Origin of the sequence: Paenibacillus massiliensis 2301065 = DSM 16942, from assembly GCF_000377505.1 — a bacterium.
GTDB classification, from domain to species: Bacteria; Bacillota; Bacilli; order Paenibacillales; family Paenibacillaceae; genus Paenibacillus; species Paenibacillus massiliensis.
In genome coordinates this window covers 456502-481639 of the sequence record NZ_KB898186.1, presented here as the reverse complement: position 1 = coordinate 481639, position 25138 = coordinate 456502, and the positions used below count along the sequence as shown (strand labels likewise).

Genomic DNA, 25138 nt, shown 5'->3' with positions numbered 1-25138 from the left:
TTGACTCACGTACTGGATCAGGCTAGTACCTTTGACCGCATCGCACGTGAGTGCAGGTCACTGCAACTGGAGAGCTCCGTCGACCACTGCTAAGGCACCAGGCCCAGTACGTACCATAGCTCCAGCACAGCAAGAATGACCACACCTGCCCAGCCCTCCATACGATATCTGACAGGCATGGGCTCCGTGGCAGTCAGGTATAGCGGTAGCGTACCGTCATATCCCCGCACAGCCAGTCCTTGCTCCAGTCCTCTGTATCGTCCCATTGTCTTCAGGAACAATTGTCCCGCCATCGCAGAGGCATCCTTGACCATGGCGCGAGCCCCACCTTTTCCCCCACGCAGTCGCCGTGAACGCATGAGGCCTGAGGCCGTGTCGGACAGAAAAAATAAAAAGCGGTACATAATGAGCATCAGCTCTGTAACAATGGCCGGCAGCTTCATTCGCGCCATTACACCGAGCAGATCGGCGAATGGGGTAGTCAGGATCAGGAACATCAGACAGGCAGTGCAGGCTCCTATTCGAACTCCTAGCTGCAGCGCCCGCTGAATATGCTCTGGTGTCATATAGACAGACCATGTGTCCCTCGCCAACAAGACGATTCCGTGATCTTCAGGCGAGCCCAGCTCCAGCAGCAACGGAGGCAGGCTCACGAGATAGAATAGGAATACGCTACCGCTCAGGACGGCATAGAGCTTCCACGGCACCGCCGCATATCCGACCGTCCAAACGACCAGCCAGCCCCATAAGATAGCCTGTACCCACGGATGCGTCACGTAGGCTAGCAGGAGCAGCGCTACAGCGAAGCCGCATTTCCATACGGGCGAATACTTGCGAAAGCGACTACCATACGAGACCGAATCAATGGTTCTTAGCATGCGACTGGGAGGAATGCATCACGCTGCTATTCGGTTGTTCATCTCTAGTCTCAGTCGATAGCGAGGCATCGGAGGCGCTAGATACACTAGATGGATTATTGGCCCGCTGCTCTCTACGCCCTCGCATGAGGCCGAGTACGTAGCCAATTAGCCCTGCACCCAACGCAGCTTGAAGCGCGAACAGCATACTTTCCGTCTCGCCGGGAGGCTCCAACAGCGGCTGGAACCATGGCTCATACTCGGGACGAATGTCCTGAATGGCTGCTTCTGCCGCCCCATCCGCTCCACCAAAATCCCCCTGCACCAGCAGCAGTGGCAGAGCCGCCAGTAAAATGACCGCCACCAAGATCCAGACCACTTGACCTCTACTCATCATATTTGGCGCGCTCCTCTCTCATGACGGCTCAGGATGGATAGCTCATGAGGGCTGTAGGACTTCAACCAATTCCACAGCAGCACAGTCAATAAGCCCTCGGTTATTGCGAGCGGAATCTGGGTAATAGCAAATACGCCGCCGAACTTCGCAAGGGATGCCAGCACCCCACCTTGAGCGGAAGGGAAGGCTAGTGCGAGCTGCAAGGAAGTAACAAGATATGTAGTCATATCCGCTACTGCCGCCGCTGAGAACACAGCAATGTTCTCCCTGCCCTTTCCCTTCATCAGGAGCTTGTACACGGCATAGCCTGCGAACGGTCCAGCTACTGCCATGGAGAAGGCATTGGCCCCCAGCGTCGTGAGTCCCCCATGTGCCAGCAGGACAGCCTGAAAGAGCAGGACGATCGAGCCAATTACACTCATCGGTAGCGGTCCCAGCATAATCGCCCCAAGTCCTGTCCCTGTCGGATGAGAGCTACTGCCCGTGACAGACGGAAGCTTCAAGGCTGACAATACGAAGGTAAATGCCCCAGCCAGTCCCATCATCAGCTTCAACTCGGGATGCTCACGCGTAATACGGATGAGCCTGCGCACGCCAAGAGCGAAGAACGGAATAAATAATAGCCACCAGAACACAGCCCACCCGAGTGGCAGGAAGCCCTCCATAATATGCATCGCGTACACTTCCTGTGGAGAGGCCAGTAGGAAATACAAGGTAAAGCCAAGCACCAGTACAGCAAAAGCGATCGATCGACATCGTGTGAACACACTCTTTCCTCCATTCAATGAAATACCTACTATCGGCAGTTTGCATAATCGTACTGTGGATGATAGTCGCTCGATGGTTGTATGCAAAATGCTTACTATATGTGCTTAGTCTGGTTGTATGTCGTCAGGGCGCTCCCTCTCACAGGGGAAATCCATCAAAAAAAGACCCTTATCCTGTTCGGATCGGGTCTCAAATAATGTACTCAAATAACAACGAGAAGCACAGCCACTCCTTCACTACTTGCAAGGCACACCTGTCCCAGGCTGCGCCGCATGCCTGCCGTCAACCTGAACACGATGAATTCAGCAAGCCTGTGTGAACTTTAGCCGGTCACTCCTCAATTGATTCGGTACACCTTGCTCCTCTCCGCGAAGGACTACGGTGAAATAGACTGGGTAGGTCTCCTGGCTAAGGCTCGTTGGTCTACTTCGTCTTCCCCGTGTAGTGGTACTCGAGTGACGTGATGAAGTAGACCTCCCCTTTACAGTGGCGGGACCGCTCGGGATTTGCACCCGATTCCCTGTTACCCTTTGCGTGAAGCAAAGGCACCCAGTCTGTGGCTGTATATGATTATGCTCTCTATGATACCCTCGCCCCGTCACCAGCGCAAGACAAAAACAGTCCCGCATAGGCTTGCCTTAATTAGTCGAGATTCGCTTGGCTCAGGACACGTCTGAACTCCTTCTTAAGTGCCGTTGCTCTTCCAGCCACAAGGAGGCCATAGCTGGCAAATTCGCAGGATCGGGCACTATTGCCGATGTGCTCATGGTAGCCCATACCTAGCATGGCCAATCTGACCTTGGTAACCTGCTGCAGCGGCTCCGGTACACGGCCGCTTTCTATAGCTTCAATCTCCAGCGAGTCGAACACCTGTGCAAATGAGCCAAAGAAATCGAAGAACCTCCACGCCTTATCGGTGATCTCCTCTATAATCTGACCGCAGGTATCTTCATCGTGCAGCCAAGCAACCTGTAGCTCCCTGTCCATCTGTAACCGATGACGTATATAGCAATCCATCTCCTGCCGGGGATGCAGTGCACCCGGGTCCTTCCTAAATACAGGATGTACCCCGAGATTGATGAAGAAGACGTCGCCAGAGCTTTTTCGCTGAAAGTTAATGCACTGCACGAACCCGTCCTTCTCTCGATAGAAATCAAGAGGATTGTGCAGCCTGAAATCATGACCTACTAAGAAGTCCCTTATGTATCTCGTATTCATCGTGCACCGCCAATTCGTCAGCCTTTACTGCTCGTCTCCCGCCACTGTCCGCACCTTAATTCAGAGTTAGCACGAGGGACATCCTTCAGCAGCTGCTCCATATCCATTTTCATTCAAAAGCTACTCCATATTCGATTGTAAGGCAGTGACGAAGCGATCCTCTTCAAAATAAAGCTTAACCCCTTGCGCTGTAGTCCAGACAACCTGTCCATCACGTTCGGCCTCCGTATACAGCAGTCCTGCTGCGATGACATAGCCCTTGAACTCCTCATAGGAGGTATCTGGCGTAATGAGATCAGCTCCAATCAGCACCTCGCCCAATCTAGCTATCTCGTATTGCACCAGACACAGTCTGCCGTCGTCGAATAATAGCTCCACTCCATCTGCATAGACAGCATACGAGCCGTATTTCTGATCCATAGTATATGTAGTAGAGGTGCCCAGCGCTTGCTGGACATCCTCCAATGGTGTCTCAAAGGGGAACGGTATTCGCCCCTCTAGCACAAAGGCTTGAAATGTCTTGCCTAGCTCTCTGTTCATGCTTCTCCTTCTGGTGCCTTGATGTTCCATTTGGTCCCGAGCGTGTGCGGCGTATATGCCTGCAATAGTCCGATTAATTCCTCAGCCTGCTCCGCAACCCGAATCAGATTCTGATGCGTCTCCCCTGCAAAGCCTTCCCGAACGCTATGGCGAATCAGCTCTACCAGAGGATCATAATAGCCGTTCACATTCAGCAGTCCAATCGGCTTCGTATGGATACCAATCTGGGCCCAGCATAGCACCTCGAACAGCTCCTCGAAGGTCCCAAGACCACCGGGCAAAGCAATGAAGCCATCTGCCAGCCGATTCATGGTCGCCTTGCGCTCATGCATGTCTGCTACCTCGACCAGCTCCGTCAAGCCGGTATGTACAATCTCACCGCGAAATAGCCCTGTAGGCATGATCCCCGTCACCTGTCCGCCATGCTCCAGCACGGCATCTGCCACAGCTCCCATTAACCCATAGCTGGAGCCGCCATAGACAAGGCGAATTCCTTGCTTCGCGAGTGCGGTACCCAGAGCAACAGCCTGCTCTCGATAGTCCGCAGATCGTCCGTCATTCGACCCTGCAAATACACAAATGGATTGCAATCACATCAGCTCCTGTCCGCAAAATAACGTCCCAGCTCCACCATCATGCTGCCCATCCGTTCTTCCTCAGGTACAACCCGTGGCTCAACGCCTTCCTCCTTCATCGCCTGTGCTGTCACCTTGCCTATAGCTACGGCTACCACCTTGTCACGAAAAGCCTCCAGCATTTCATCGAACTGCCCCTTCTCACGGGCATATGCTGCGAGGAAATGAATCTGCGGACGACTGGTGAACGTGACTGCATCCAGCTCGCGAGTAACGATACTATGCAGCAGCTTCTCCAGATGCTCCTCCTGTGGCGGAATATGCTTGTAAGGAAGGACTTGCGTGACATCCGCTCCTCGCTCTGTCAGCCAAGCGAGCAGCTCTGGAGCAGACTCGCCATGAAGCTGGAGGATCGCACGTTGTCCCTGAAGCTGTGTCTCGCCAAAGGAACGAATCAGTCCGGTTGTACTACCGTCGTCATCCCGTACGCTGGGCGTAAGACCTCTCTTCTTCAGCGCATTCACGGTCTTGTAGCCGCGAGCGGCAATATTGGAGTCCTGCAGCACCGCCAAGAGGCGCTCCGCGACGCCTGCCTCTTCAGCCACACTGAAGATCGCGTCGAGTCCCATGCCCGTCGTCAGAATCACCCATTCCGGTGGAGCCGCAAGCCATTGCTCTAAGGATTTGCGCAGCTCCGCATCATCCAGAAACACCGTCCCCTGTGCTGGAAGCAGCCAGGCGGTACCTCCCATTTTCTCTACCAATGTTGCCATTTCTGCCGATTTACGCGGACCCGCCAAGGCTACGATTTTACCTGCCATACGTTGTGCCACCATGCCATCCTCCCAATCCTTCAATTCATCTTATCTTGCTTCTGAACAGATCATTCCGCTTACATCGTCGATTCAGGGCTCTAGCTCGCAATAATTATTCTAATCTGGTACAAGTATACAATTCGAACAGGCAAAGCGGAATACCGCGATGAAATATCTTAATAAATAGAAGAGTCGTTATGCAATACGCCCTTATTGCCCACATTTTGGAAGTTGGTGTATAATAGAAAAATATTACAGGAATAGATTTACTTTTTTGACAACGAAAGCGAGCTTCATTTCAAGTTTGGTTCTCTGTAGGCGATTAGGGGAGGGCACCACATTGGAGCAGAAAGTAATGATACGTGATCAGTTGGAGCTATATTTAAAATCGAATAGATTGTCCATTAATCAGTTCTCACAACGCTCTGACATTAATTCAGGAACCATTAGCGGTATATTGAACGGAACTCGCCCGATCTCCATGCAGCATCTGGATGGCATCACGTCGGGTATGGCTTTGCCAGAAGGACATTTCTACGAACTATACATAGATGAGTACATTGCTGGCGCTACTGCGGATTGGCGAAGGCTGCGCCCGTTTCTGGGCCGCTGCGCGGAGCTCGGGAAGCTCGACTGTATTACCAAGGTGACGAACGAGATTATGGATAACCTCTCTTATACCCCTATGCTATTCGATCTGGCTGAGCAGTGGTACGAAGAGGATAACAAGGCAGCAGCGATGGTGCTCTACCAGCGCGTGGCGGAGAGCGAGAAAATGCAGCACTCTGAGCGGCTGGCTCTGTGTCACTACCGGATGTTCACGATATCTCTGGGGGATGATCTGGAGGCGAATCTTCGGGCCGCCATTCTGTTCGAAGGGTATGTCTCCTATCTGGATGAGTTGGATCAATTGGATGCGCTGCTTAAGCTGGCTTATACTTATGGGGCTTTGCGGCGCTGGAATAAGGTAGACGAATTGGCGCAAAAGCTGCATAAAATTTCAATAATGGAATATAAATTACATTGCAAATCAACGCGTTCAATAGATAAGCATCATCATCCGGAAAGGCCCTTATGTTCTTATCCCTTATATGCCTTACTGATACGCTCGGTAGTATGTGAGGAAAAAGGAAGCTATGAAGAAGCTCTCCATTATGTGAATTTATATTCCAATCCTGATTGGCTACAAGCAGATAATGAAGAATCCAGGCAGACCCTAGAGCAGTTTAGGGAATGGGGAATCGCTAATACCATGTTATACCGACTGATGTCTGGAAACTTTGAGGTACTAACTGAGTATATTAATTACATTTCTTCTCAAGAAGATGAGATTTTCACTGCTATTTATAATATTGTCCAAGCCGCTAATCGCTTTCACTATAATATCGATTCGACTCTGGAGCGCTTTGCTTCCCATATCTCTGTAAAAGTGTACGAGAACAAAATCTTTGAATATAATCAACAAATTATGGAAGAACAATATATCAGATCCCTATGCGAACTAGCTTTATACGAATTTAACAATAACAGAAAAACAGGCGTAAGTTATATTATAAACGCTCTTAAATATTCTGTAGAAAGTAAGAATGACAAAAACATCATAAAATGTATGTCTGTATTTAAGCAACATTTGGACAAAGCTGAGGAGGAAGAGCTTCTCCAGTTTAATCATTTGGTTGAGAAGAGCTTAAGGATTGGATAATACAAAGCACCTACAAAAATCATTCATATAAACCTCATACTTTACGGAATAACATGTGAGAAGTCTGAAAAGTAATCTGGATTAACCTGAGACTTCAACTAAAAAGAAGTTTCCAACACCATTGCATATGATTCGGAAGCTTCTTTTTAGTTGCTGCTGCAATACAAATATAAAACTATAATTCAGCATAATAATCCAAAATATTCAAAAAGGAGGTTTTAATTGAAAAATAATCAGTCTTTTTAGGGTGAGATTAGCAAAGACAGTTATGATAACCCAAATTTTAAGGAGGTACAACAAATGAATCGTAAAATTCTTGCTAGTGTGATGTCTTTAAGTTTACTCGGATCGGTCGCTGGGCCTACAGCAATATTTGCATCTGAGCCGATCACTCAAGAACAGCAAGATGATAACAAGTCAACGACATTAAAATCTGAAGTGTTTGCCAGTATCCCTGAAATGAGTAAATACATTTTAGCTGGAGAAGATGGTTTATTACATCTAGACGCTGAGAGTATAGGTAACATTTCTCCTGAAGTTTATAAGGTTTTTGAAGATGGTGTTCAAAAAACTAATAGCCTCATCAAACAAGATATTTTGGAGTTGGATTCTGATGGCAACGTGGTTCCAATTAACTATACTCCACCTATCAATGAAAGTAAGATATCTCTCCAAGCTTTTGGAAATCTCTATCCATGGGGTTATGCGCTGACCCTTACGGATAGAGAATCCAGAAACTTAGCATATGCAATGAACACTGCTGGTTCCGCAGCTGCAGCGTTCACCGCAATAATGGGGCTAATTCCTACTCCTCCAACAAAAGTGGCTCAGGCAATAAGTCAGATTATCAATTTTGCACATATCGCAATAGCTGGACAGATATCCTATAATAACGAAGGAAGAGGGGTTACGATCAATTTCCATTTCGCCCTTTACTATACGATCAATCCAAATTAGGAGGTAATTATGGTTGCATTAGCTTTCGTGTTACTAACTATTTATATACTAATCTATGCCACAGTTGGCGTTCTAGGTGTCAAGCTTATGGGTAAGAAGATGGCAAAGAATAGTTTTAGCAATACAAAGCTATTGCTCGTTATTTCAGTAATTGTCTCTATCGGCCTCGCACTTATTTGGTTCTACTCCCAAGCTCATAGTATACTGTTCTCTCTCGCCATAAGCCTATTATTGACGGTTAAATCATACTTGGAATTGAGAAAAAAACTAAATCATTAGGGAGGAGCACCATTTGAATATCTATTTGCTTGCTACTCTAATATTTATTTTTCTTGGCAGTTGGGCATACAGCACCTATAAGAAGAAAAAGGGTAGTGACAGCAAAGCTCCTGACCTTGTTACAATTGTAGGTTTACTCATAGCACTAGCTCTAGGCATAGCCCCTGTGGCAATGAACGGCATACAAGTGTGGACATGGCACACTACAGTCTTGTTGATTGCATGTGTGCTAATTATCGGACGTATTCTATTATCTTGGCGTAATAAAAACACAAAAAAACAAGAATAGTACCATCAGAAAGGGGATATCTACTAGGCAGATATCCTCTTTCTCGTCTATACTTCCGGGGAGTTCACCCGACATTCTCCCACTGCTTTTGAGCGGTAATTCTCCTTCAAAATCGGATGATAGTCACTCTGAGAAAATCAAGTGCACTCTCGTTAAAGCTGGCTACTCTTTGTTAACGGTTACTCGCTCAGTTTTACCATTCCAATCAAATTCAACAAAAAATTGATCTTCATCGACAAATACTTGACGATTTTCACCGCGTCTTTCTATTTCTTTTTCAAATGGCGCTGTTTCCTTCACATGTATATTCTCACTGATAAACTTATAATCTACTTGCTCAAAAGATGAAGTAACCTCTCCTTTGAATTTTATGACATATTGGTAACTTGAAGAATTCTCGTCACTTTGAACTGTGCTAGTAACTATCCAGTTATCACCCTCACCTTGAAATGAGACAATCTTATTTGAACATGCCGTTAGAAAGATCATTACTATTGCTAAAACATAAAAAAGAGCTTTTTCCATCCCAAATCCCTCCGTATTTTTATTATAATTTGTAAACCAAACCATTATCATGCAAGTATTATATCATTAATACATGAAAACAAATGGAGGTATGTATATTATGCTAAGAAAAATCTTCGCTCCAGTTCTTGCAATCGGCTTATTGTTGTCCAGTGGTAATTTGGCACTAGCACAAGAAGAACCAAGTTACGACTCTAATAGATATACCGTTATCAAAGAGTATAGTGGTAACGAAATTTCTAAAAATGACATTTCTTTATTTAACACTTCTTTTCCTACAGTTGATGTAAACAACGACTCCGAGGACTACGATATTGATGTTTTGGAAAATACAACACGACCACTATACGATCTACAGGATAAAAACACAGGGGAACTCGTTACTCAATATGCCACTGATGTTGTTCTTCAAGCAACAGGTCGGATTTCCGACAACAATGACTTCAAATCTTTTTCTGTAAAGGTATACGGAACACTTTACTATGTTACCGCAGGCGCAGCTAACAAATATGTATATGTCGATAAGGTAGATTTCCGTTGGGAAAATTATGGACGCACACCAGGGACTAAGGACCATAAAGTTTCCGTTACACAATTTGGAACCACCGAGAAAGGTGCAAAAGCTAACTACAATCGAACAGTTAACTTTGGCCTTTCGAGTTCAGGAACAGTCGTTGCAAGAGATTGGAATTGGGCACCGGTTTTTGCAAGTCCAGATACTTCATCAGTTGTAACGCAACTAAGCGCCACTGAGGTTGATGCTATTGGAGGAACCCACCCTTTAAGTTTTGTGATTAGACTATACTAAGTTTTGGAAAATCTGAATTGAAAAGACCAAAAAAGTAAAGTCACAATTAACTCTAATAAACTAAGTAACAGTATGCTCTAAGTCATACTTAAAATTTGTATTTATCAAAGGCCCCCCGGAGAGTTTTTCATTAAAGCTTTGAGTAGAATGTAGCGAGTATACTAAAACTACCCGATCATATCATGTCGTGTGCATCGGGTAGTTTTAATAACAAACTTCCTAAAATAATAGAGTGCACAATTTTACGGATCGAAATTCTAATCAATGGTTCCAACTAGATCCCAGAAAACCTCAGCGGCTGAGGGATCGTTAAATTAATCATTTGTATTGTCTATATGATAATAAGGGATAGGTGACAATGGACCCGATTTATTATGTTATTTCTTTTTTAATGGTTTATGCTCTTTTGGGCGTTGTAGCTGTCTTATTCATATCTAAGCGTTCAAAACAGCCCACACGAAGAAATGCTCAGTTCGTTGTTGGCCTCATTGGATTAGTGGCAGTCTATGCAGTCATCAAAGCTTTTATCAATGTAGGTAGCTCCGATTCATATCATTATTTTGCCATAGTGGTATTTATAATTGTGGCAGCTTCATTATCCAAGCATCTCAGAAAAAAAAATAATTAGTTGCTTAAACGCTCTGGAGGATTTCCCCCAAGAGCGTTTTAACTTTATACATTTCATCTAACATTTAATTGTTCATTCTCATGTCATCTAAGATTCATATTAAAAATGGAGGAGTATTAATGAATAAAAGATTATGGGCAAGCCTTGTGATCGGCGTAATCATCATTGTAGTCCCCGTACTCATAACTGGACAATGGTATAATCCCGGGCGAATTGTTGATCCCACTATGATTTCTGCTGAATTTATCGGTAGAACCTTAGCAGGAATTATAGGCCTGCTCGTCATATACCACGGTATCACTCATTCAAAATAATACTTAGTCCAACGGAACACCATATATCCAAAATCTCAGCTCAACAACAAAACTTAATAGACTGAGAGGGTATATTATAATCTTCTTGTACACAATAAGTACCTTTATAGCTACATGTGGAATTATTCAGTATACTCCTGGTCTGGATTCAGGTGCGGCAGCTCCTGTTTCAATCGCTGACAGGCTGGTTACTATTGGGTAAAAACTCGGATCGGAGCGTAATCGCGTGGCACAAAACTTCTTGTCGATTCACAATCATCAGGTTGTCCGCACAGATACGGAGAACGGAGAGTCCGTTGCAGTCAAAGGTGGGATTTCGGCGGATCACTTCGAGGTGATTCACCTATTCAAACGTGGCTGGATTCCCTTCGGGTATCTGCGTGATGGCAGCGGAGTCTGGTGGTACAACGGGCGTAGCAACAAAGCCTCTCGCATCAGCAAGACGCAAGACTCAGGGAATTTCACCGTTCTAGACGATGATTACGGCCTGAATGACCAGAACGTGTTTCTGGAGGACAAGCTCATTCCTGGAGCTGGCCCTGCCAGCTTCGAGCTATTGCCTCACTCCCCCTACTTTGCACGAGACAAGCATAGACTGTATGTCAAAGGAAGTAATCACTTCTTCACCAGAAATGATGTGGATGCCTCAACCGCCATTGCCTATCAACAATACGTGACGGATCAGGATCATCTCTTCCATTACTTCAACTCTCTTACCTATGCCAACGAAAGCAAAGATGAAATCAAGGATTGGCTGTTGGACAACTACCCTCACATTCGCGGCTGGTGGCATGCCGATTATGAACATAATGAAGCGGAGCTACAGCCTCTGCAATGGAATTGGCATACGACGGGACGAGCTGTCTTCTATGTCGTTGAATCAAGCGACTGGCGCGGCAACATAACGCGTACCACGCGCAATTTGGTGCGCGCAGCGGACCCTGTATCCTTCGAACCTCTTAGCGAACAGTTCGCGAGAGATCAGCAGCATGTCTATTTCCGCTGGCGTATCATTGCAGGAGCCGATCCCAGCTCTTTTGTTCCGCTGGACGATATGTGCGGACGGGATCAGAACCATGTGTACTACAACGGTTATATGGTGGCAGATGCGGACTCCGCTAGCTTTGTATCCTACCCAACGGCCAGTCACCACGGCCTCTCCAAGGACAAGCATCATGTGTATCATGCCGGCTTCGTGCGGACAAGCCTCCCCTTCGGACATCCTGATCAGGTGCTTGTTCCTATGAAAGGTGCAGATCCCGCCAGCTTTGAATTGTTGTCTCCTACAGGAAGCTGGGCGCAAGACGTGAGTAACGTCTATCTATGGGGCAGGCTTGTCAAAGCCATAGATAGGGCCAGCTTTCAGTTTCTGTTCGACGATGGGCCGCAAAGCTGGGCAAAGGACCGCCTCCATCTCTATAACGCGAACGGCAAACGTACCGTCAAGGGAATGGACGGCAATAGCTTTGTGATGCTGAATCGGTTCTGGGGAAAGGATCAGCAATCTGTCTTCAGCTTTGTGACAGGCAGCGTGCAAAAGTCTGCTGACGCCTCCACCTTTCAAGTCCACGACGACATGGGCAGAGCAGAGGACCAGACCCATTACTTTGCAATCAAGAATGGAGCTATCAAAAAGACGAAGAAAAAGGGGCTATAACGCCGAACAGCCTGCTTATCATAATTGGAGGTCACTCGTTCGCCTGAGTGGCCTCTTTTCTATTAATAATTAGCTGGAGTTCCCTATCATCTGTATAATTTGCTAGGGTTCCCTATCCTCGAACGTAGGAAAAACTCCTGCTCAACTCCTCTGCCAGTCCTCCATCTTCTGCAATACAAATTACAATCTATAATCTAGCAATAACCTCTAAAATATGACAATAGGAGGTGGATGAGAAGCATGGCTAATCTAAACTATCTACAGCACAGAATTGAGCTGGCCCGAGCAGAGCTACATAAGATTGCCGAGGAACGGGATAATCTGCTCCATCCCGAGGTCCTTGAGCACTCCGAGCAACTGGACTTATGGCTGAACCAATACAATCAGGAACTCCGGTTACATGGCACACGCAAAAAGCCGATTGTCCATACAATCGGCTTGAGCGAGTCAATCTAACTTTTTATATTATACTGCTCTAGACGCGGAAGCGGCCTACCATTCCTTGAAGCTCTTCTGCCATGCTGCTCAGGTCTGTAGCTGCGGAAGACACTTCCTCCATAGACGCCAGCTGCTCTTCCGCGGCTGCGGATATCGACTGTGTATTCGCAGAAGACTCCGAGGACAGATTCAGAATCTCGCGTATGGACTGAACCACCTCGGATGTACTTTTCTCCATCTCCTGAGCAGCCTCCCGAATCACCTCGGCACTCGTGGACGCCGCTATGATATCAGCCTGAATGAGATTGAAGGACTCCCCGGAGTTCTGCACTGCACTTACTCCCTCCGTCATACGCTCCTGCGTATCACGCATAGCACGCTGGGCCTTGTCCATATCGGATTGAATAGCCGCAATTCGTCTGCCAATTCGGGCAGCCGATCCAGCCGAGTCCTCCGCCAGCTTGCGCACCTCATTCGCGACGACCGCGAAGCCTTTACCGTGCTCACCTGCCCGCGATGCCTCAATTGAAGCGTTCAAGGACAGCAGGTTCGTCTGCTTGGCAATGCCTGAGATATCCTCTACGATGCCCCCGATCTCGGCAGACCGTAGCGTAAGCGATTCGATGACCTGCCCTAGATCATTCACGGTATGCTGCATCCCTTGCATCAGCTCCACGGCTTGCAATACAGAACCGCTACCCTCTTGGGCGGATGTAGATGTGCTACGCAGTCGGTCAGACATATCTCTGATCTGCCCGGTGACGCTACCTACATTGCTGGATACCTCATTCATTCGATCCGAGCTGTTACCCATGCGCTCAATCTGACGCTCGCTTCCTTCAGCCAGCTCTTGAATGGCTACCGTTACATGCTCGATCGACTGTGTTGTCTGCTCGGCCCCTGCGGCTAACTCCTCTGCAGCAGCATTGACACGATTCGTCGTCTCACCTACTCCTTGAATCATGGTACGCAGATTCTCCACCATCTGCTGGAAGTAACGTGCCAGCATACCGATCTCATCAGCAGGACCCGTCTCGATCTTCCCGCTCAGGTCGCCCTGGCTAATCCGCTCGGCAGAGACTTGTAGTCTACGAATCGGCACCAGAATCGCACGCACAATAATTGTAATCATCGCAACAACCACGACCAGTGACACCAAGATTACAATCAGTGTCGTATTACGTATTCCTGCGACCGTGTCATCAATCTCTGAGCTGGACATGGTACCTGCAATTTTCCAGCCTGTCGTCTCGTTCGTTACATAATCAAGTGTCTTGGGTTGCTCTTCATACGTATAGGCATAGTACCCACCCGGGGCATCATACATCTTCAGCAAATAATCGGATGCTACTGTTTCTCCCGATTCAATAGTTGGGTGCACAACCATTCGCTGGCTTGCATCCAGAATCAGAATATAGCCTTCCTTCCCGACTTTAAGGGAAGCCATCTCCTTAAGACTCTCCAGATTCAAAGAAATACCTAGAACCCCTGAGCTGTCGGGAAGTGTCTTCGCCATGACGACGACTGGAATTCCCGATGAATTAATATTCACTGGAGCAATTACAGTCTTCCCTGGTTGCTCCATAGCCAGCTTGTACCACTCCCGAGTACGGGGATCAAATCCATTCTCATCTTCCTTGGGTACACCCCGGATCATCAGTCCATCAGGAGTGCCTATAAAAGTATCTATCACATCAGGATGCAGCTTCACATATTCAATTAAGCGTGGCTCAATCAGTGGGCTATGGTTGCCATCTATCATGGAGTCATTGAACTGCTCCGATAGGTAGCCGACATTGTGCCATTTGGACGAGACACTGGACTCTACAATCATATTAGCGGTGGAGACCGCCTTGGCCGCATCCTCTCTAATCTGGTTAGCCACTGTGTCACGTGATGTAGAGTAGGTCATCCATCCGATAAATACACTTGGAATTAACAGGACCAATAGAAAGGCCACATACAGTCGGAGACGCAGCGTCAGTACAAATTTGCGCTTACGGACCTCGGGGGTGTGACCCTGCATCTCTGCTGCTTGGTTGTTTACCACCCTTGTCTCTTGATCAGATTTGAACTTCAATCCTCGTCTCATTCTACCTCTCCCTTTTAGCCTCTTTATATGACTAGCAGTGTTAATTATCGGCAGTAGAGAACCTGATGTTTAATTAAATAAATTTAAAAATAGCTTATTAACTTTAGTAATTATTGGCACTATAATTAGAGTGCCTTAGTTATGCTGTTACAAGAATTTCGGGGTCCTCATCAGCATATGATGACATGGCAAAAAGCGGCCGAGCGAACTCGGACCGCTTAGATGCACTTGACTTTTAGATAGTAGTTATGGTTGTGCTACGTGGTAATGGTGGCATTCTACCATTCACTCACTGAGCTTCGTAATACACCCGTTGATTCGTTATATGCACTGAACGTAGATGCTACAAGATTCTCGGGTGGATTACGCACTGATCGCTGGGGCTGATTTTTTGCGGAACAGAACGGCATCCAGTCCATATTGGCCACTACCTACGAGCGCCTGCTGAAGAGAAGCGAACAGTACAATCAGATCGAGCTCCAGAGCCATATAAGGCTGTCCCATCTTCGCTGTCAGTAGAACACCTAACATGATCACGGTCAAGGCAGCGCCGGCAAAGCGAGTACCCAGGCCGAGAATCAGAGCGATACCACCCAGCAGTTCTATTGCTGCAACGACAGGGGCCAGTGGCCCCGGAATGCCTATGCTGGAGAAAAAGCCGGCCGTCCCTTCCAGTCCCTGAAATTTCTGCATACCATGCACCAGGAAGATTACACCTGTCATCAACCTCACCAATAACAATCCAATATGAAGCGTCTTTTGATTCATCATATTTCCTCCTTTTTTCGTATCACTACATAGTGTAGTGTTGTTTGTAAAAATAAACGTTGCTGTGATGCTAGATCACAGCGAACGCGAATAACAAAGTTAATACCGATAATACTTGTACCGATATCATCACCGGCTTACGTGGCATTCTTGGCGGCAGATCCTGATCAGGATGAAGAATTCGCAGGATTCTGTAATTAATAGAAGTGCCCGCAAAGAAGGAATGTACTGCTCCTGTGACCGGTGTAACTTCTGCCGAAGGCTTCTTCAGTAGCTTCAGTAGTGCACTGCCCAGACCAGCAGGGCTCCCTGTGCGATGGATCGCTTCATTGTCTGCAAGAATCTCACGTGCTGTCTTATAGTGCTCAAGAATGTGACGCAGGACGGGAATATAGAACAATAGCACAGCGCTGAGCTGAAGCGTCCAGGTCTTCAGCGGATCATAATGTCGCATATGATGAGCCTCATGATAGATGACAGCGGCCTGTTCCTCCTCGTCCAGCATGGACAGCAGTTCTGTTGACACTATAATCCGGGGCTGCAGCAATCCCAATGTAAAGGCCGCAGGACGATCGTACTCAATGACCTGAATTCGCCCTAATCCTGCAGTGGCATAGGTCGCATTCAGTTGCTTCGTCCATACGCTATGCTCCAGGCTATCCAGATGTCGAAGAGCGGCTCGTTCAGCAGCAATCTGACGGATGGTCATGATCAAGGACACTATAAACGTCAGCAGGACCAGCAGATTCAAGCCATCTACAAGATAACCAATATGCAGGGATTCCAACAACTGTCTGCAGATTTGAAATACATTAAAGTTCAAATCCCAGTTCAATAACGTATGGCCGGCATACATGAACATTTGCACCAGCATCAGGCCGGACAAGCCCGCTCCGGCAGCAAAAAGCAATCGGGAACGGCTTTTCCACATGGTCACCTATCCTTTTTCCATTGTTTGATTTTTTGTTCAAGCCTCTCAATCAACTCAGGGTCGGCCTCCTCCAGCGCATCAATCATGTGATTGACAGCCAGCGGCCCGAATTGCTCCAGAAGATCATGACTTAGCTCCTTGGACTGGGCCTCCATGAATTCCTCTCTCGTCAGAACAGGCTCATAGAGCGAGGTCCGTCCACGTAGCTGCTTACTCAGAATTCCTTTGGTCACCAGGCGATTCATGACCGTCATAACCGTATTGAAGCTGATGTCCTTATCATGCTCAAGTGCCGTCTGAACTTCCTTGATGCTCTGTCTTGGCTGATTCCATAGCTGATCCATGATCTTGGATTCCAATGGTCCAAAAAAACGATTCAAGCCTGTCTCTCCGCCCTTGAAGTTGAGTCTCTTCATCATGCACACCTCACACTACTCATTGTAGTGATTATTAATCGAAAGTCAAATTCCTGATTTCGTCAATTTATGATATATATAGATTGAACTGAGGATGTTAAGAGTTCGGGTCAATCTATAATTAGTTATTCCCAGCTAGTTAGCTAGTCCGCCAGACGGTAGCCTGCTCCTCTAATCGTAGCTATATATTTCGGAGCCGACGCACTGTCTCCCAGCTTCTTGCGCAGACTCTTAACATGGACATCTACCACGTTACTTCCACCTGCAAAATCCGTATCCCAGATCTCCTTCATCATTTGTTCTCTGGAAATAACACGACCTTGCGCCTCAATGAGCATAAGCAATAGGTCATATTCCGTCTTGGTCAGGCTGATGCTCTGCTCGCTTAGCTGGACGGTCATCCTGTCTTGATCAATCCAGATGTCCTTGAACACGGTTCTGCGGCTGGTTGCTTGCTGCCCAGCGGTAGCTGGCAGGCGACTGATTAGCTCCTCCACCCGACTGATCGTCACATTCGCCGAGGCTGGCCAAGCGAGCAGCTCTTCATCGGGCAGTAGTGACCCAGCTTCCTCCAGCACCGTTGGAGTGACCAGCAACATACGCTGTAGCCCTTCCAGCTCAGGACGAGTCTGGTCGTACCAGCTCTTCAGCTCGCCAATGCCATGCAGTGAGGTGCAGTCGAGTACCAGCAGATCCGTCGTCAGCTGTCCCTGGACTTGCGGCTCCCAACGGTGGAATACCATCACATCATAGCAGGAGGCCGAGAGCATGCTGATCCAGGTCTGGACATGGGCAGGCACCGGGCTTATCAAAGTAATCCGACTCGTCACAGGGCAATACAACGGCTCATAGAGATTCACATCATTCACTTGATTCCCGGAATTCGCTTGGTGCACGTTATTCACTTGATTCATGGAAATTCCTGATGTTACCTGATTCGCTTGCTCTGGCATTCAGGGCACACTCCTCCGAATACGACATGGGCGTGAGCTACATCGTAGCCTGTCTCAACAGCAACCTGCTTCATCCATGCATCGGGCACTCTGCTCATGACCTCATCCACACGACCACATACCTGGCAAATGACATGCTGATGATCATCCATCAATCCGTCATAGCGACTTGCTGTATCCCCAAGCTTCAGCTCCCGAATGAGCTCCTTGTCACTCAGATAACGAAGTGAATTGTAGACGGTACCGTAAGCCAGATTATATCCCCGTTCATTCAAGCGCTCCATCACATCCGCGGCTGTTGGGTGATCGTGTGATTCACGTACAACATCATATACAGCCTGTCTTTGAATGGTGAGATTCAAGGATTTCATAAGAATCACTCCTTCTATATCAACGATTTGTATTCTATCTTAATTTATAATGAGTATAAATAACAATTTAGACCTAGTATAAATCTAAATCTATAGATCGTCAAGATAATGCGAATTGGTACATCATTACACAGGCTAGTTCTGCCCCGATAAAATGTGAATATGAAGCCGCTGCACTCCCCCGTTCAACACGGAAGCTACAAAAAAAAAGATGAAGCCAGCAGGCATCATCTCGGTTCAACTTTATTTAATTATTCTTTACCTTACCCCTATTCACAGCACAAATCACTGACTTCATCTTACACCATTTGGCCTGTCCACCCTCATATCTACACAGCCAGCAAATCTCCTCAGATGTACAAGAGATCCGCTCAAGTTCTGCTAATTCTCACAATAGACAGCGAGTGAGGCCAGTGTATGCTGCTCCCATGACTTCAACATCTGCTGCTCCGATTCCTGTATGATATTCGTAAGCGCAGATGTCACACCTGCACAATAGGTATTGGGCGACGGTGGTATCATCCCTGGACATATAGGCTCATAGATCTCCACAGCCCGATATACATCAGCCAGTGTAATCTCCTTGCAGGACCGGGTAAGACAATACCCTCCTACTCGCCCTTCCTTCGCCGTAATGAGTCCGGCCTGTACCAGCCGTGCAAGCACTCTTCGGACCAATGTCACCTCACTACCGATACAAGCAGCTATATCTCCACTAGCGCACATTTGCCCATCACGCTCCAAGAACAATAGCGCCTGCACAGCTACACCAAGCCATTTAGGCGTGGCTTGACGCATTCTTTTCTCTTTGCTCACAACCCCAGGACACCTCGATCCCATTTGGACTTACCGAATTAATATATTGTACGTGAACCACCGGGGAACTTCAAGGAACTACACATTTCGCACCCATTAATGTAAACGCTATCAACAAGTTCATCATATCGAACCTCAAAAAATATCTCAAGCTTCTCTTCCCTGTATACAGAGGGCTTGCTGGCATTGGGCACCTACTCAGTGTGATCAATGTCACATTCAAAAAACACCACATATAGATACAATGGGACAATCATATAACAATATATTGTGAATTGACGGAGGGTAACCCAATATGAAGACAACCTCAGGAACATCTGTTCATACTATAGGTGAACGTGTCATTGGAGCTCAAGATCTTGAAATGCTGCGGGAAAACGCGAATCTGAACGGAGACTCCTTCAGCGGTAAGATGAGTAAATTGGGCTCGGAATATGCAAAATGGTATACAAGAGAGCAGGTACTGCCCTCAGCATTGCTGAAGGCCATTGATGAAGGCTATGTGTACGTACATGATATGGATCAATATGCGCTCGGTACGACGAACTGCATCTTTATTCCTTTCGATAGATTGCTGGAATCCGGCTTCAATACAGGCAACGGCTCCGTCCGTACGCCGCAGACGATTATGTCTGCTATGGCGCTGGTCGCCATCATCTTCCAGGCGCAGCAGAACAGCCAATTCGGCGGGGTATCCGCGAACAAGATTGACTGGGATCTGGCCCCTTATGTAGCCCGCTCCTTCCGTAGACATTTCCAGAAAGGAATGCGCTTGTTCGGCGAGTCTACGACAATGGAAGAACAGCTAATTACGATGAGCAACGAAGAGGTACAAGCTGAGTGCCCACGCTCATGGGCATTCGCTCATGAAGAGACCGTTAGTGAGACAAGACAAGCTGCCGAGTCCCTGATCCACAACCTCAATACGATGAGCAGCCGGGCAGGCGGACAGATTCCTTTTACATCGTTGAACTATGGAATGTGTACTTCTATGGAAGGAAGACTGGTCGCTCAGAGCCTGCTCGAATCCACGATTCGTGGACTAGGTAGCGGAGAGACACCGGTATTTCCACAGCATATTTTCCAATGTAAGCAAGGAGTAAATCAGGCTCCTGAAGATCCGAACTATGATCTGTTCCAGCTCGCCGTTGAATGCTCCAGCAAGCGGATGTATCCGAACTTCGTGAATGTGGATGCGAGCTTCAACCTGCCGTACTACCGTGAAAATGAACCTGATACCATCATTGCTACCATGGGCTGCAGAACCCGTACAATCGGCGACCGCTTCGGACGCAATCGGCAGAGCGGCAAGGGCAACCTGTCCTTCAACACCATCAATCTCCCACGTCTGGGCATCGAATTCGGAACCTGCCAGGGACAACGTACCGTGCCTGATATCAAAGGTTTCTATGACAAGCTCAAAGAGATGATGGAGATCGCTGTCGAGGGTCTGATCCATCGTTATCGTATTCAAGCGAATCAGCCTGCGAAGGCTTCGGACTTCATGATGAGAGAAGGAGTCTGGGAGGGCGGCGAGCAGCTATCCCCTGAGGATAAGGTCGGCGATCTGCTGAAGCATGGGACCCTTGCACTGGGATTCATCGGCGTGGCTGAATGCATGAAGGCGATGTACGGTCAGCATCACGGAGAGAATGATACAGTCTATCGTGAAGCTCAACGCGTCATCACAGCCATGCGGAGCTTCTGCGATCGGATGAGTGAGCAGCATGAATTGAATATTACGTTGTTCGCAACACCTGCCGAAGGACTGTCCGGCAAATTCACACAGCTGGATGCGCGCGAGTTCGGCGTTATCGAAGGAGTTACAGATCGTGAATACTACACGAACTCCTTCCATATTCCGGTATACTATCCGCTACCAGCTGCACGGAAGATCGAACTGGAGGCTCCTTTCCACCTCTGGTGCAATGCGGGCGCTATCTCTTATATTGAGTTGGATGGTAATGTGCGTAGTAATCCTGTTGCTTTTCGTTCGATTGTGCAATACGCGCTGTCACAAAATGTAGGCTACTTCTCGATCAATCATCCGATCGACCGTTGCCCATGCTGCGGTTATGAAGGGATTATTGGCTCCGAATGCCCGAAATGTGAAGCTGAAGAGAGCACGACCCACTTCCAGCGTCTGCGCCGCGTGACCGGCTACCTTACTGGGGACTACACTGTACGCTTCAATGGAGCCAAGCAGGCGGAAGTTCGTGATCGGGTGAAGCACCAGTGAATCTGCTCGGATACATCCCTGAATCACTAAATGAAGGTATAGGCCTGCGAGCAGTAGTCTTCATCAGCGGCTGCCGGCACGCCTGTCCTGGCTGCTTCAACCCGGAATCATGGAGCTTCCGCAGCGGAGAACTGTTCACTGAAGTCCGCCAGCAGGAAATCATTCGAGAGATTGCGGGCAATCCGCTGTTGGACGGGCTGACACTCTGCGGGGGAGATCCCTTCTTCTCCGCCGGGGAATGCGCTGAATTCGTGCGCAAGTTCAGACAAAGCTGTCCGAACCGCAGCGTCTGGGCTTATACCGGATTCGTGTATGAAGAGCTACTGGAGGATGAGGAGCGGCGGACGCTTGCCGAGCTATGCGATGTCATCGTGGATGGACGCTTCGTTCAGGCCGAGAAGGATGTGTCTCTCCCCTTCCGGGGTAGCCGCAATCAGCGCCTTGTCGATGTGCCAGCCAGTATCCGGGCCGGAGCTTGCGTGCTCTGGTCTGATCAGACGAACAAGGAGAAGGTGGCACTCTCAGGCTCTGCCCGCTGGTAGCTCTCAATACAGCTCAGATGTTCAGTACAGAATTCCAGATTAATCCATACCTAACCAGCAGTCTTCAACAGCTTTTTTGGCTGTTCCGAAGAACGCTGGTTAGTTTTTTCATGGCCAGTACCTTGCATTATTCAGTACAGGGTGATAAGTTATACTTAACTACTGTTCAATGCACAGTACTGAACTTTGTATAGATCATGTCATTTCATAGATCAAGACGATTCATAGATCATTCTCATGGATTCGATTCGTTGTTGATTCTTTGATCATAAGGCTTAGATCGTAAGGCCGTACGGATCATAAGTGATTCACATTTTGATTACGAATTTGGAGGGTTCCAGCCATTGAACGTGCATATTCAATTTAAAAAAGGCGTATTGGAACTGTGCGTTCTTGTATTAATAAGCCGCCAAGACCGTTACGGCTACGAGTTGGTGCAGGCGGTGTCCAAGCATGTAGAGGTCGCGGAGGGGGCGCTGTATCCTCTGTTGCGTCGTCTAGTAACTGAGGGCTACTGCACAACCTACTTGCAGGAATCGAGCGAAGGACCGCCACGCAAGTATTATCATCTCACCCCTACGGGCAGAGAGTATATGCAGGTCCTGCATATGGAATGGAATCATTTTGTACACAATGTCACCAATCTCTTGGAGGAAGGACACGGGCATGAAGAAGCATGAGTTTATGAAAGAGCTAGAGACGCATCTTAGACCACTGCCACCGCACATTCGCAGGGAGTTGCTGGAGGATATGGAGCAGCACTTCACATTCGGAATGGCCAGCGGGAAGAGCGAGGAGGATATCTCCAGGGAGTTGGGTCATCCCGTTGATATTGCGATCGAAGCACTAGAGGAATTTCCGACTGCACAGGTTGAGGGAATACAAGATGAGACCCTACAAGCTTCGACAATGCAAGATTGGACATCTGCACCTGTAAAAAAGAGACACCCGGTAGCAACAGCCCTTATCATCATTGGACTTGTACTATTGAATCTGATGATCGGACTTCCCGTATTCTCCGTGATCTGGAGCCTCTGGTTCTCACTTGCTGCCATTGCTATATCCTGTCTGGTCGCGCCGCTGGCTCTGATCGCAGAGTGGATTATGAACCGCGAATTCCACTGGTTCAACCTGTTCTTATCCCTGTTCATGACAGGAGCAGGCATACTACTCTTCATGGCGGTTAGACGATGGATGCAACGGCTGGCTTATTTCACCGTTCACTATTGGCGTAAGAATCTGAGTTATGTGGAGGGAAAATCATCATGAAGCGTAATTGGATATATACGGCTATACTTTGCATGCTGTTGGGAATGGCCGGTATGATTGCAATAGGTTTCAATACTGACCAGGGCATCTTTGGCTCGAACAACTCCAAGCGAATCGCTCATGAACAGCAATGGAATTTCGCCGCTAAGGAGCTGCAGACCTTGAAGGTGGAGCTACTAAGCGATGATTTATATGTACAATTCGCGGACAGTCAGGATACACAAGGGACAATCACATTAGAAGGACACTTCGACCAGAAGGTACTTGATCAGCTTGAGCAAGCTCACATCCAGAATGGACAGCTTGAGCTCATCATGAAGCCGGAGACAAGAATATCCTTCTTTAATTTCAGGAACTATGAATCTAATAAAAGCACGTTGACGATCCATATGCCACAAGGTGAAGTGCTATCCAATCTGGATGTTCGCGGCACATCAGGCAGCTATAATCTCCAGGATGTTCATGCAGATCAGACCTCCGTCCAGCTAACTTCTGGCGATTTGAATCTGAACAACCTGACCGCAGATCACTTCACAAGTAAAATGACATCAGGAGAACTCAGCATCCTCAATGCTACTGCGAACCTTGACCTTCAGATGACCTCCGGTGATATTAAGGTCGACGGGCTAAGCGGTGAAGGGAAGGTTCATGCGACCTCTGGTGGTGTCGAGATCAGTCAGCGAGAAGCTGGGGGACTGGATATATCCATGAAGTCGGGAGATGTCCGCATCGAGACTCCGGTTGGATCACAGGCCATCTATGATGTACGCGCCACCTCCGGTGATATCGTGACTCCTCCTTCCAGCGCACAGGCAAAGCATATCATTAAGGTACGTGCAACTTCCGGCGATATAGTCATCACTAACTAACACCTTGACCAGATCAAACAGGAGTGTTTAGTCGCTTTCTAAAGTATTAGATTGAAAAACCGCCAGGTGTGAAGTGACCCTGACGGTTTTTCTTGAAGGAATGGCTAGCACCTTTTATTAATGAACCGTGTAATGAGTGTGTATGTGTTTACTTGTGTAGGTGGATACATTAGCGTATTAGGCTTTACTGTGAAGGGTAACTAGGTAACCGTCCGGGTCGGCAAATGTAAAGGTTCGCCCGAACGGTCCATCTATTGGCGCAGATGTAATCTTTACTTCTGCTTGAACAAGCTTGTCGTGGATTGCCTGCGCATCAGGAGCATGAAGCCACAGGGCGACACCAAGTCCAGGCTGAGTACCCGAGCCGAGCTCTACTCCTGGAATTAGATCACGAAGAGCAAATGCAATAGGCTTTGTTTCGAAGACCACAGCATGAGGTGGCCCCGCCTGTGAGCGGACGAGCCCGAGATAGTTTTGATAGAATTCTGCAGAGTCTTCAAGATTAGTCACTTGAAGTGAAATGAAGTCGGGTCCAATTGCTGACATAATGAAATGTCCTCCTTTGTATTTCATTTTTAATATCTCGATTGTACATCCCCCCTCTTGCCAACAGTATGTCAGTAGCGTTTTACCACTTTCTCAATTTCTTCTAAGACCATCTCATCTTTGTGGAGCAGACGTTTGCTCTTTATGGATCTTCCTTGTATTTGGTGTTGCCTGCTTAATCCAAGTATAATAATAGAGAGCCTGACCGCAGTGTCTGCGGACCTTACTTTCTCAGGAGGAGATTACCATGTTCGTAGTAACGAATACGATCAAAGTCAAGCAGGGAACCGGAGCGAAGCTGGCAGAACGATTCAGTGAAGGCGAAGGTGTCTCGGAAATGCCCGGATTTGTACGTATGGAAGTATGGCATGGGGTAAACAAAGATCAGGAAGAGATCAAGGTGTCCACGCTGTGGGACAATGAAGAGGCCTTCCGTGGTTGGACCCAGAGCGAGAGCTTCCGCAAGGCCCATCAGGGGCGGGGGAAGAACGAAGATATCCTGGGAGCTTCTCTCGATCAGTATGAGCTGCTGGCTCATATCTCTGCAGAGGATTAATCA

General features: G+C 47.7%; 29 protein-coding genes, 1 pseudogene and 1 riboswitch. Of the genes and pseudogenes, 14 read left to right on the top strand and 16 right to left on the bottom strand.

The window, feature by feature from the left end; all coding sequences use genetic code 11:
• Positions 1-89 precede the first annotated feature (89 nt).
• The 7 genes and pseudogenes from cbiQ to D328_RS0105970 form a co-directional block, all read right to left on the bottom strand.
• Entirely contained in the window at positions 90-878 is a 789-nt protein-coding gene (gene cbiQ / locus D328_RS0106005) for a cobalt ECF transporter T component CbiQ (RefSeq protein ID WP_018884065.1), read from the bottom strand.
• A 103-nt stretch (positions 879-981) separates the two neighbouring features.
• A pseudogene (locus D328_RS28440) lies at positions 982-1251 on the bottom strand (energy-coupling factor ABC transporter substrate-binding protein); the annotation flags it as partial.
• Positions 1251-2021 (bottom strand): energy-coupling factor ABC transporter permease, encoded by a 771-nt coding sequence (locus D328_RS0105995; RefSeq protein WP_018884063.1) that lies wholly within the window; start codon positions 2019-2021, stop codon positions 1251-1253. The gene D328_RS0105995 and the pseudogene D328_RS28440, both read right to left, overlap by 1 nt.
• Before the next feature lie 378 nt (positions 2022-2399).
• Positions 2400-2590, bottom strand: a riboswitch (cobalamin riboswitch).
• 74 nt (positions 2591-2664) lie between these two features.
• Positions 2665-3240, bottom strand: coding sequence for a DUF4304 domain-containing protein (locus D328_RS0105990; RefSeq protein WP_018884062.1), 576 nt, complete (start codon positions 3238-3240; stop codon positions 2665-2667).
• Positions 3241-3360: 120 nt separating this feature from the next.
• Positions 3361-3780: a hypothetical protein gene (locus D328_RS0105980; protein WP_018884060.1), complete on the bottom strand. Its 420-nt coding sequence runs from the start codon at positions 3778-3780 to the stop codon at positions 3361-3363.
• The gene (locus D328_RS0105975; protein WP_018884059.1) at positions 3777-4370 is read right to left on the bottom strand and encodes an LOG family protein; all 594 of its coding nucleotides are present in this window, start codon (positions 4368-4370) and stop codon (positions 3777-3779) included. Before D328_RS0105975 ends, D328_RS0105980 begins: the two co-directional genes overlap by 4 nt.
• A gap of 5 nt (positions 4371-4375) precedes the next feature.
• The gene (locus D328_RS0105970; RefSeq protein WP_026281024.1) at positions 4376-5188 is read right to left on the bottom strand and encodes a uroporphyrinogen-III synthase; all 813 of its coding nucleotides are present in this window, start codon (positions 5186-5188) and stop codon (positions 4376-4378) included.
• A 322-nt stretch (positions 5189-5510) separates the two neighbouring features.
• On the opposite strand from D328_RS0105970, the gene D328_RS0105965 reads away from it, so the two are divergent.
• The 3 genes from D328_RS0105965 to D328_RS0105950 all read left to right on the top strand — a co-directional run bounded on the left by D328_RS0105965 (position 5511) and on the right by D328_RS0105950 (position 8397).
• On the top strand, positions 5511-6872 hold the full coding sequence (locus D328_RS0105965; protein WP_018884057.1) for a hypothetical protein: 1362 nt from the start codon (positions 5511-5513) through the stop codon (positions 6870-6872).
• Between the two features lie 300 nt (positions 6873-7172).
• Positions 7173-7829: a hypothetical protein gene (locus tag D328_RS0105960; RefSeq protein WP_018884056.1), complete on the top strand. Its 657-nt coding sequence runs from the start codon at positions 7173-7175 to the stop codon at positions 7827-7829.
• Between the two features lie 292 nt (positions 7830-8121).
• Complete coding sequence (locus D328_RS0105950) at positions 8122-8397, top strand: hypothetical protein (protein ID WP_018884054.1); 276 nt, start codon at positions 8122-8124, stop codon at positions 8395-8397.
• A 162-nt stretch (positions 8398-8559) separates the two neighbouring features.
• On the opposite strand, the gene D328_RS0105945 is transcribed toward D328_RS0105950, so the two are convergent.
• Positions 8560-8922 carry a hypothetical protein gene (locus D328_RS0105945; protein ID WP_018884053.1) on the bottom strand — a complete coding sequence of 121 codons (363 nt, stop codon included), beginning with the start codon at positions 8920-8922 and terminating at the stop codon, positions 8560-8562.
• 100 nt (positions 8923-9022) lie between these two features.
• Here D328_RS0105945 and D328_RS0105940 point away from each other — a divergent pair, with 100 nt between their 5' ends.
• The 5 genes from D328_RS0105940 to D328_RS0105920 all read left to right on the top strand — a co-directional run bounded on the left by D328_RS0105940 (position 9023) and on the right by D328_RS0105920 (position 12785).
• On the top strand, positions 9023-9730 hold the full coding sequence (locus tag D328_RS0105940) for a hypothetical protein (protein ID WP_018884052.1): 708 nt from the start codon (positions 9023-9025) through the stop codon (positions 9728-9730).
• Between the two features lie 358 nt (positions 9731-10088).
• Positions 10089-10358 (top strand): hypothetical protein, encoded by a 270-nt coding sequence (locus D328_RS0105935; RefSeq protein WP_018884051.1) that lies wholly within the window; start codon positions 10089-10091, stop codon positions 10356-10358.
• 119 nt (positions 10359-10477) lie between these two features.
• A complete protein-coding gene (locus D328_RS0105930; RefSeq protein WP_018884050.1) occupies positions 10478-10672 on the top strand; it encodes a hypothetical protein in 195 nt (64 codons plus the stop codon).
• 226 nt (positions 10673-10898) lie between these two features.
• Complete coding sequence (locus D328_RS0105925) at positions 10899-12329, top strand: DKNYY domain-containing protein (protein WP_018884049.1); 1431 nt, start codon at positions 10899-10901, stop codon at positions 12327-12329.
• Positions 12330-12569: 240 nt separating this feature from the next.
• Positions 12570-12785, top strand: a complete 216-nt coding sequence (locus tag D328_RS0105920) for an aspartyl-phosphate phosphatase Spo0E family protein (RefSeq protein WP_018884048.1) — start codon at positions 12570-12572, stop codon at positions 12783-12785.
• Between the two features lie 19 nt (positions 12786-12804).
• On the opposite strand, the gene D328_RS0105915 is transcribed toward D328_RS0105920, so the two are convergent.
• The 7 genes from D328_RS0105915 to D328_RS28435 all read right to left on the bottom strand — a co-directional run bounded on the left by D328_RS0105915 (position 12805) and on the right by D328_RS28435 (position 19114).
• Positions 12805-14859 (bottom strand): methyl-accepting chemotaxis protein, encoded by a 2055-nt coding sequence (locus D328_RS0105915; RefSeq protein WP_018884047.1) that lies wholly within the window; start codon positions 14857-14859, stop codon positions 12805-12807.
• A 363-nt stretch (positions 14860-15222) separates the two neighbouring features.
• A complete protein-coding gene (locus tag D328_RS0105910) occupies positions 15223-15630 on the bottom strand; it encodes a DoxX family protein (protein ID WP_233426155.1) in 408 nt (135 codons plus the stop codon).
• A gap of 67 nt (positions 15631-15697) precedes the next feature.
• The gene (locus D328_RS0105905; RefSeq protein ID WP_018884045.1) at positions 15698-16558 is read right to left on the bottom strand and encodes a M56 family metallopeptidase; all 861 of its coding nucleotides are present in this window, start codon (positions 16556-16558) and stop codon (positions 15698-15700) included.
• 2 nt (positions 16559-16560) lie between these two features.
• The gene (locus tag D328_RS0105900; protein WP_018884044.1) at positions 16561-16974 is read right to left on the bottom strand and encodes a BlaI/MecI/CopY family transcriptional regulator; all 414 of its coding nucleotides are present in this window, start codon (positions 16972-16974) and stop codon (positions 16561-16563) included.
• Between the two features lie 143 nt (positions 16975-17117).
• Positions 17118-17927, bottom strand: coding sequence for a response regulator transcription factor (locus tag D328_RS0105895; protein WP_018884043.1), 810 nt, complete (start codon positions 17925-17927; stop codon positions 17118-17120).
• The gene (locus D328_RS0105890) at positions 17903-18298 is read right to left on the bottom strand and encodes a Fur family transcriptional regulator (RefSeq protein ID WP_018884042.1); all 396 of its coding nucleotides are present in this window, start codon (positions 18296-18298) and stop codon (positions 17903-17905) included. The genes D328_RS0105895 and D328_RS0105890 overlap by 25 nt, the downstream gene beginning before the upstream one ends.
• 381 nt (positions 18299-18679) lie before the next feature.
• Positions 18680-19114: an Rrf2 family transcriptional regulator gene (locus D328_RS28435; protein ID WP_025680537.1), complete on the bottom strand. Its 435-nt coding sequence runs from the start codon at positions 19112-19114 to the stop codon at positions 18680-18682.
• A 295-nt stretch (positions 19115-19409) separates the two neighbouring features.
• Here D328_RS28435 and D328_RS0105880 point away from each other — a divergent pair, with 295 nt between their 5' ends.
• From D328_RS0105880 to D328_RS0105860, 5 genes are all read left to right on the top strand, one after another.
• A complete protein-coding gene (locus tag D328_RS0105880) occupies positions 19410-21353 on the top strand; it encodes an anaerobic ribonucleoside triphosphate reductase (protein WP_018884040.1) in 1944 nt (647 codons plus the stop codon).
• On the top strand, positions 21350-21895 hold the full coding sequence (gene nrdG, locus D328_RS0105875; protein ID WP_018884039.1) for an anaerobic ribonucleoside-triphosphate reductase activating protein: 546 nt from the start codon (positions 21350-21352) through the stop codon (positions 21893-21895). The genes D328_RS0105880 and nrdG overlap by 4 nt, the downstream gene beginning before the upstream one ends.
• A gap of 344 nt (positions 21896-22239) precedes the next feature.
• On the top strand, positions 22240-22575 hold the full coding sequence (locus D328_RS0105870) for a PadR family transcriptional regulator (RefSeq protein ID WP_018884038.1): 336 nt from the start codon (positions 22240-22242) through the stop codon (positions 22573-22575).
• Positions 22562-23164: a DUF1700 domain-containing protein gene (locus D328_RS30170; protein WP_018884037.1), complete on the top strand. Its 603-nt coding sequence runs from the start codon at positions 22562-22564 to the stop codon at positions 23162-23164. The genes D328_RS0105870 and D328_RS30170 overlap by 14 nt, the downstream gene beginning before the upstream one ends.
• A complete protein-coding gene (locus tag D328_RS0105860; RefSeq protein WP_018884036.1) occupies positions 23161-24033 on the top strand; it encodes a DUF4097 family beta strand repeat-containing protein in 873 nt (290 codons plus the stop codon). Before D328_RS30170 ends, D328_RS0105860 begins: the two co-directional genes overlap by 4 nt.
• 177 nt (positions 24034-24210) lie before the next feature.
• Here the strand turns inward: D328_RS0105860 and D328_RS0105855 are convergent, their stop codons facing one another.
• Entirely contained in the window at positions 24211-24579 is a 369-nt protein-coding gene (locus D328_RS0105855; protein ID WP_018884035.1) for a VOC family protein, read from the bottom strand.
• A gap of 247 nt (positions 24580-24826) precedes the next feature.
• On the opposite strand from D328_RS0105855, the gene D328_RS0105850 reads away from it, so the two are divergent.
• The gene (locus tag D328_RS0105850; RefSeq protein WP_018884034.1) at positions 24827-25135 is read left to right on the top strand and encodes an antibiotic biosynthesis monooxygenase; all 309 of its coding nucleotides are present in this window, start codon (positions 24827-24829) and stop codon (positions 25133-25135) included.
• The last annotated feature ends 3 nt before the right edge of the window (positions 25136-25138 follow it).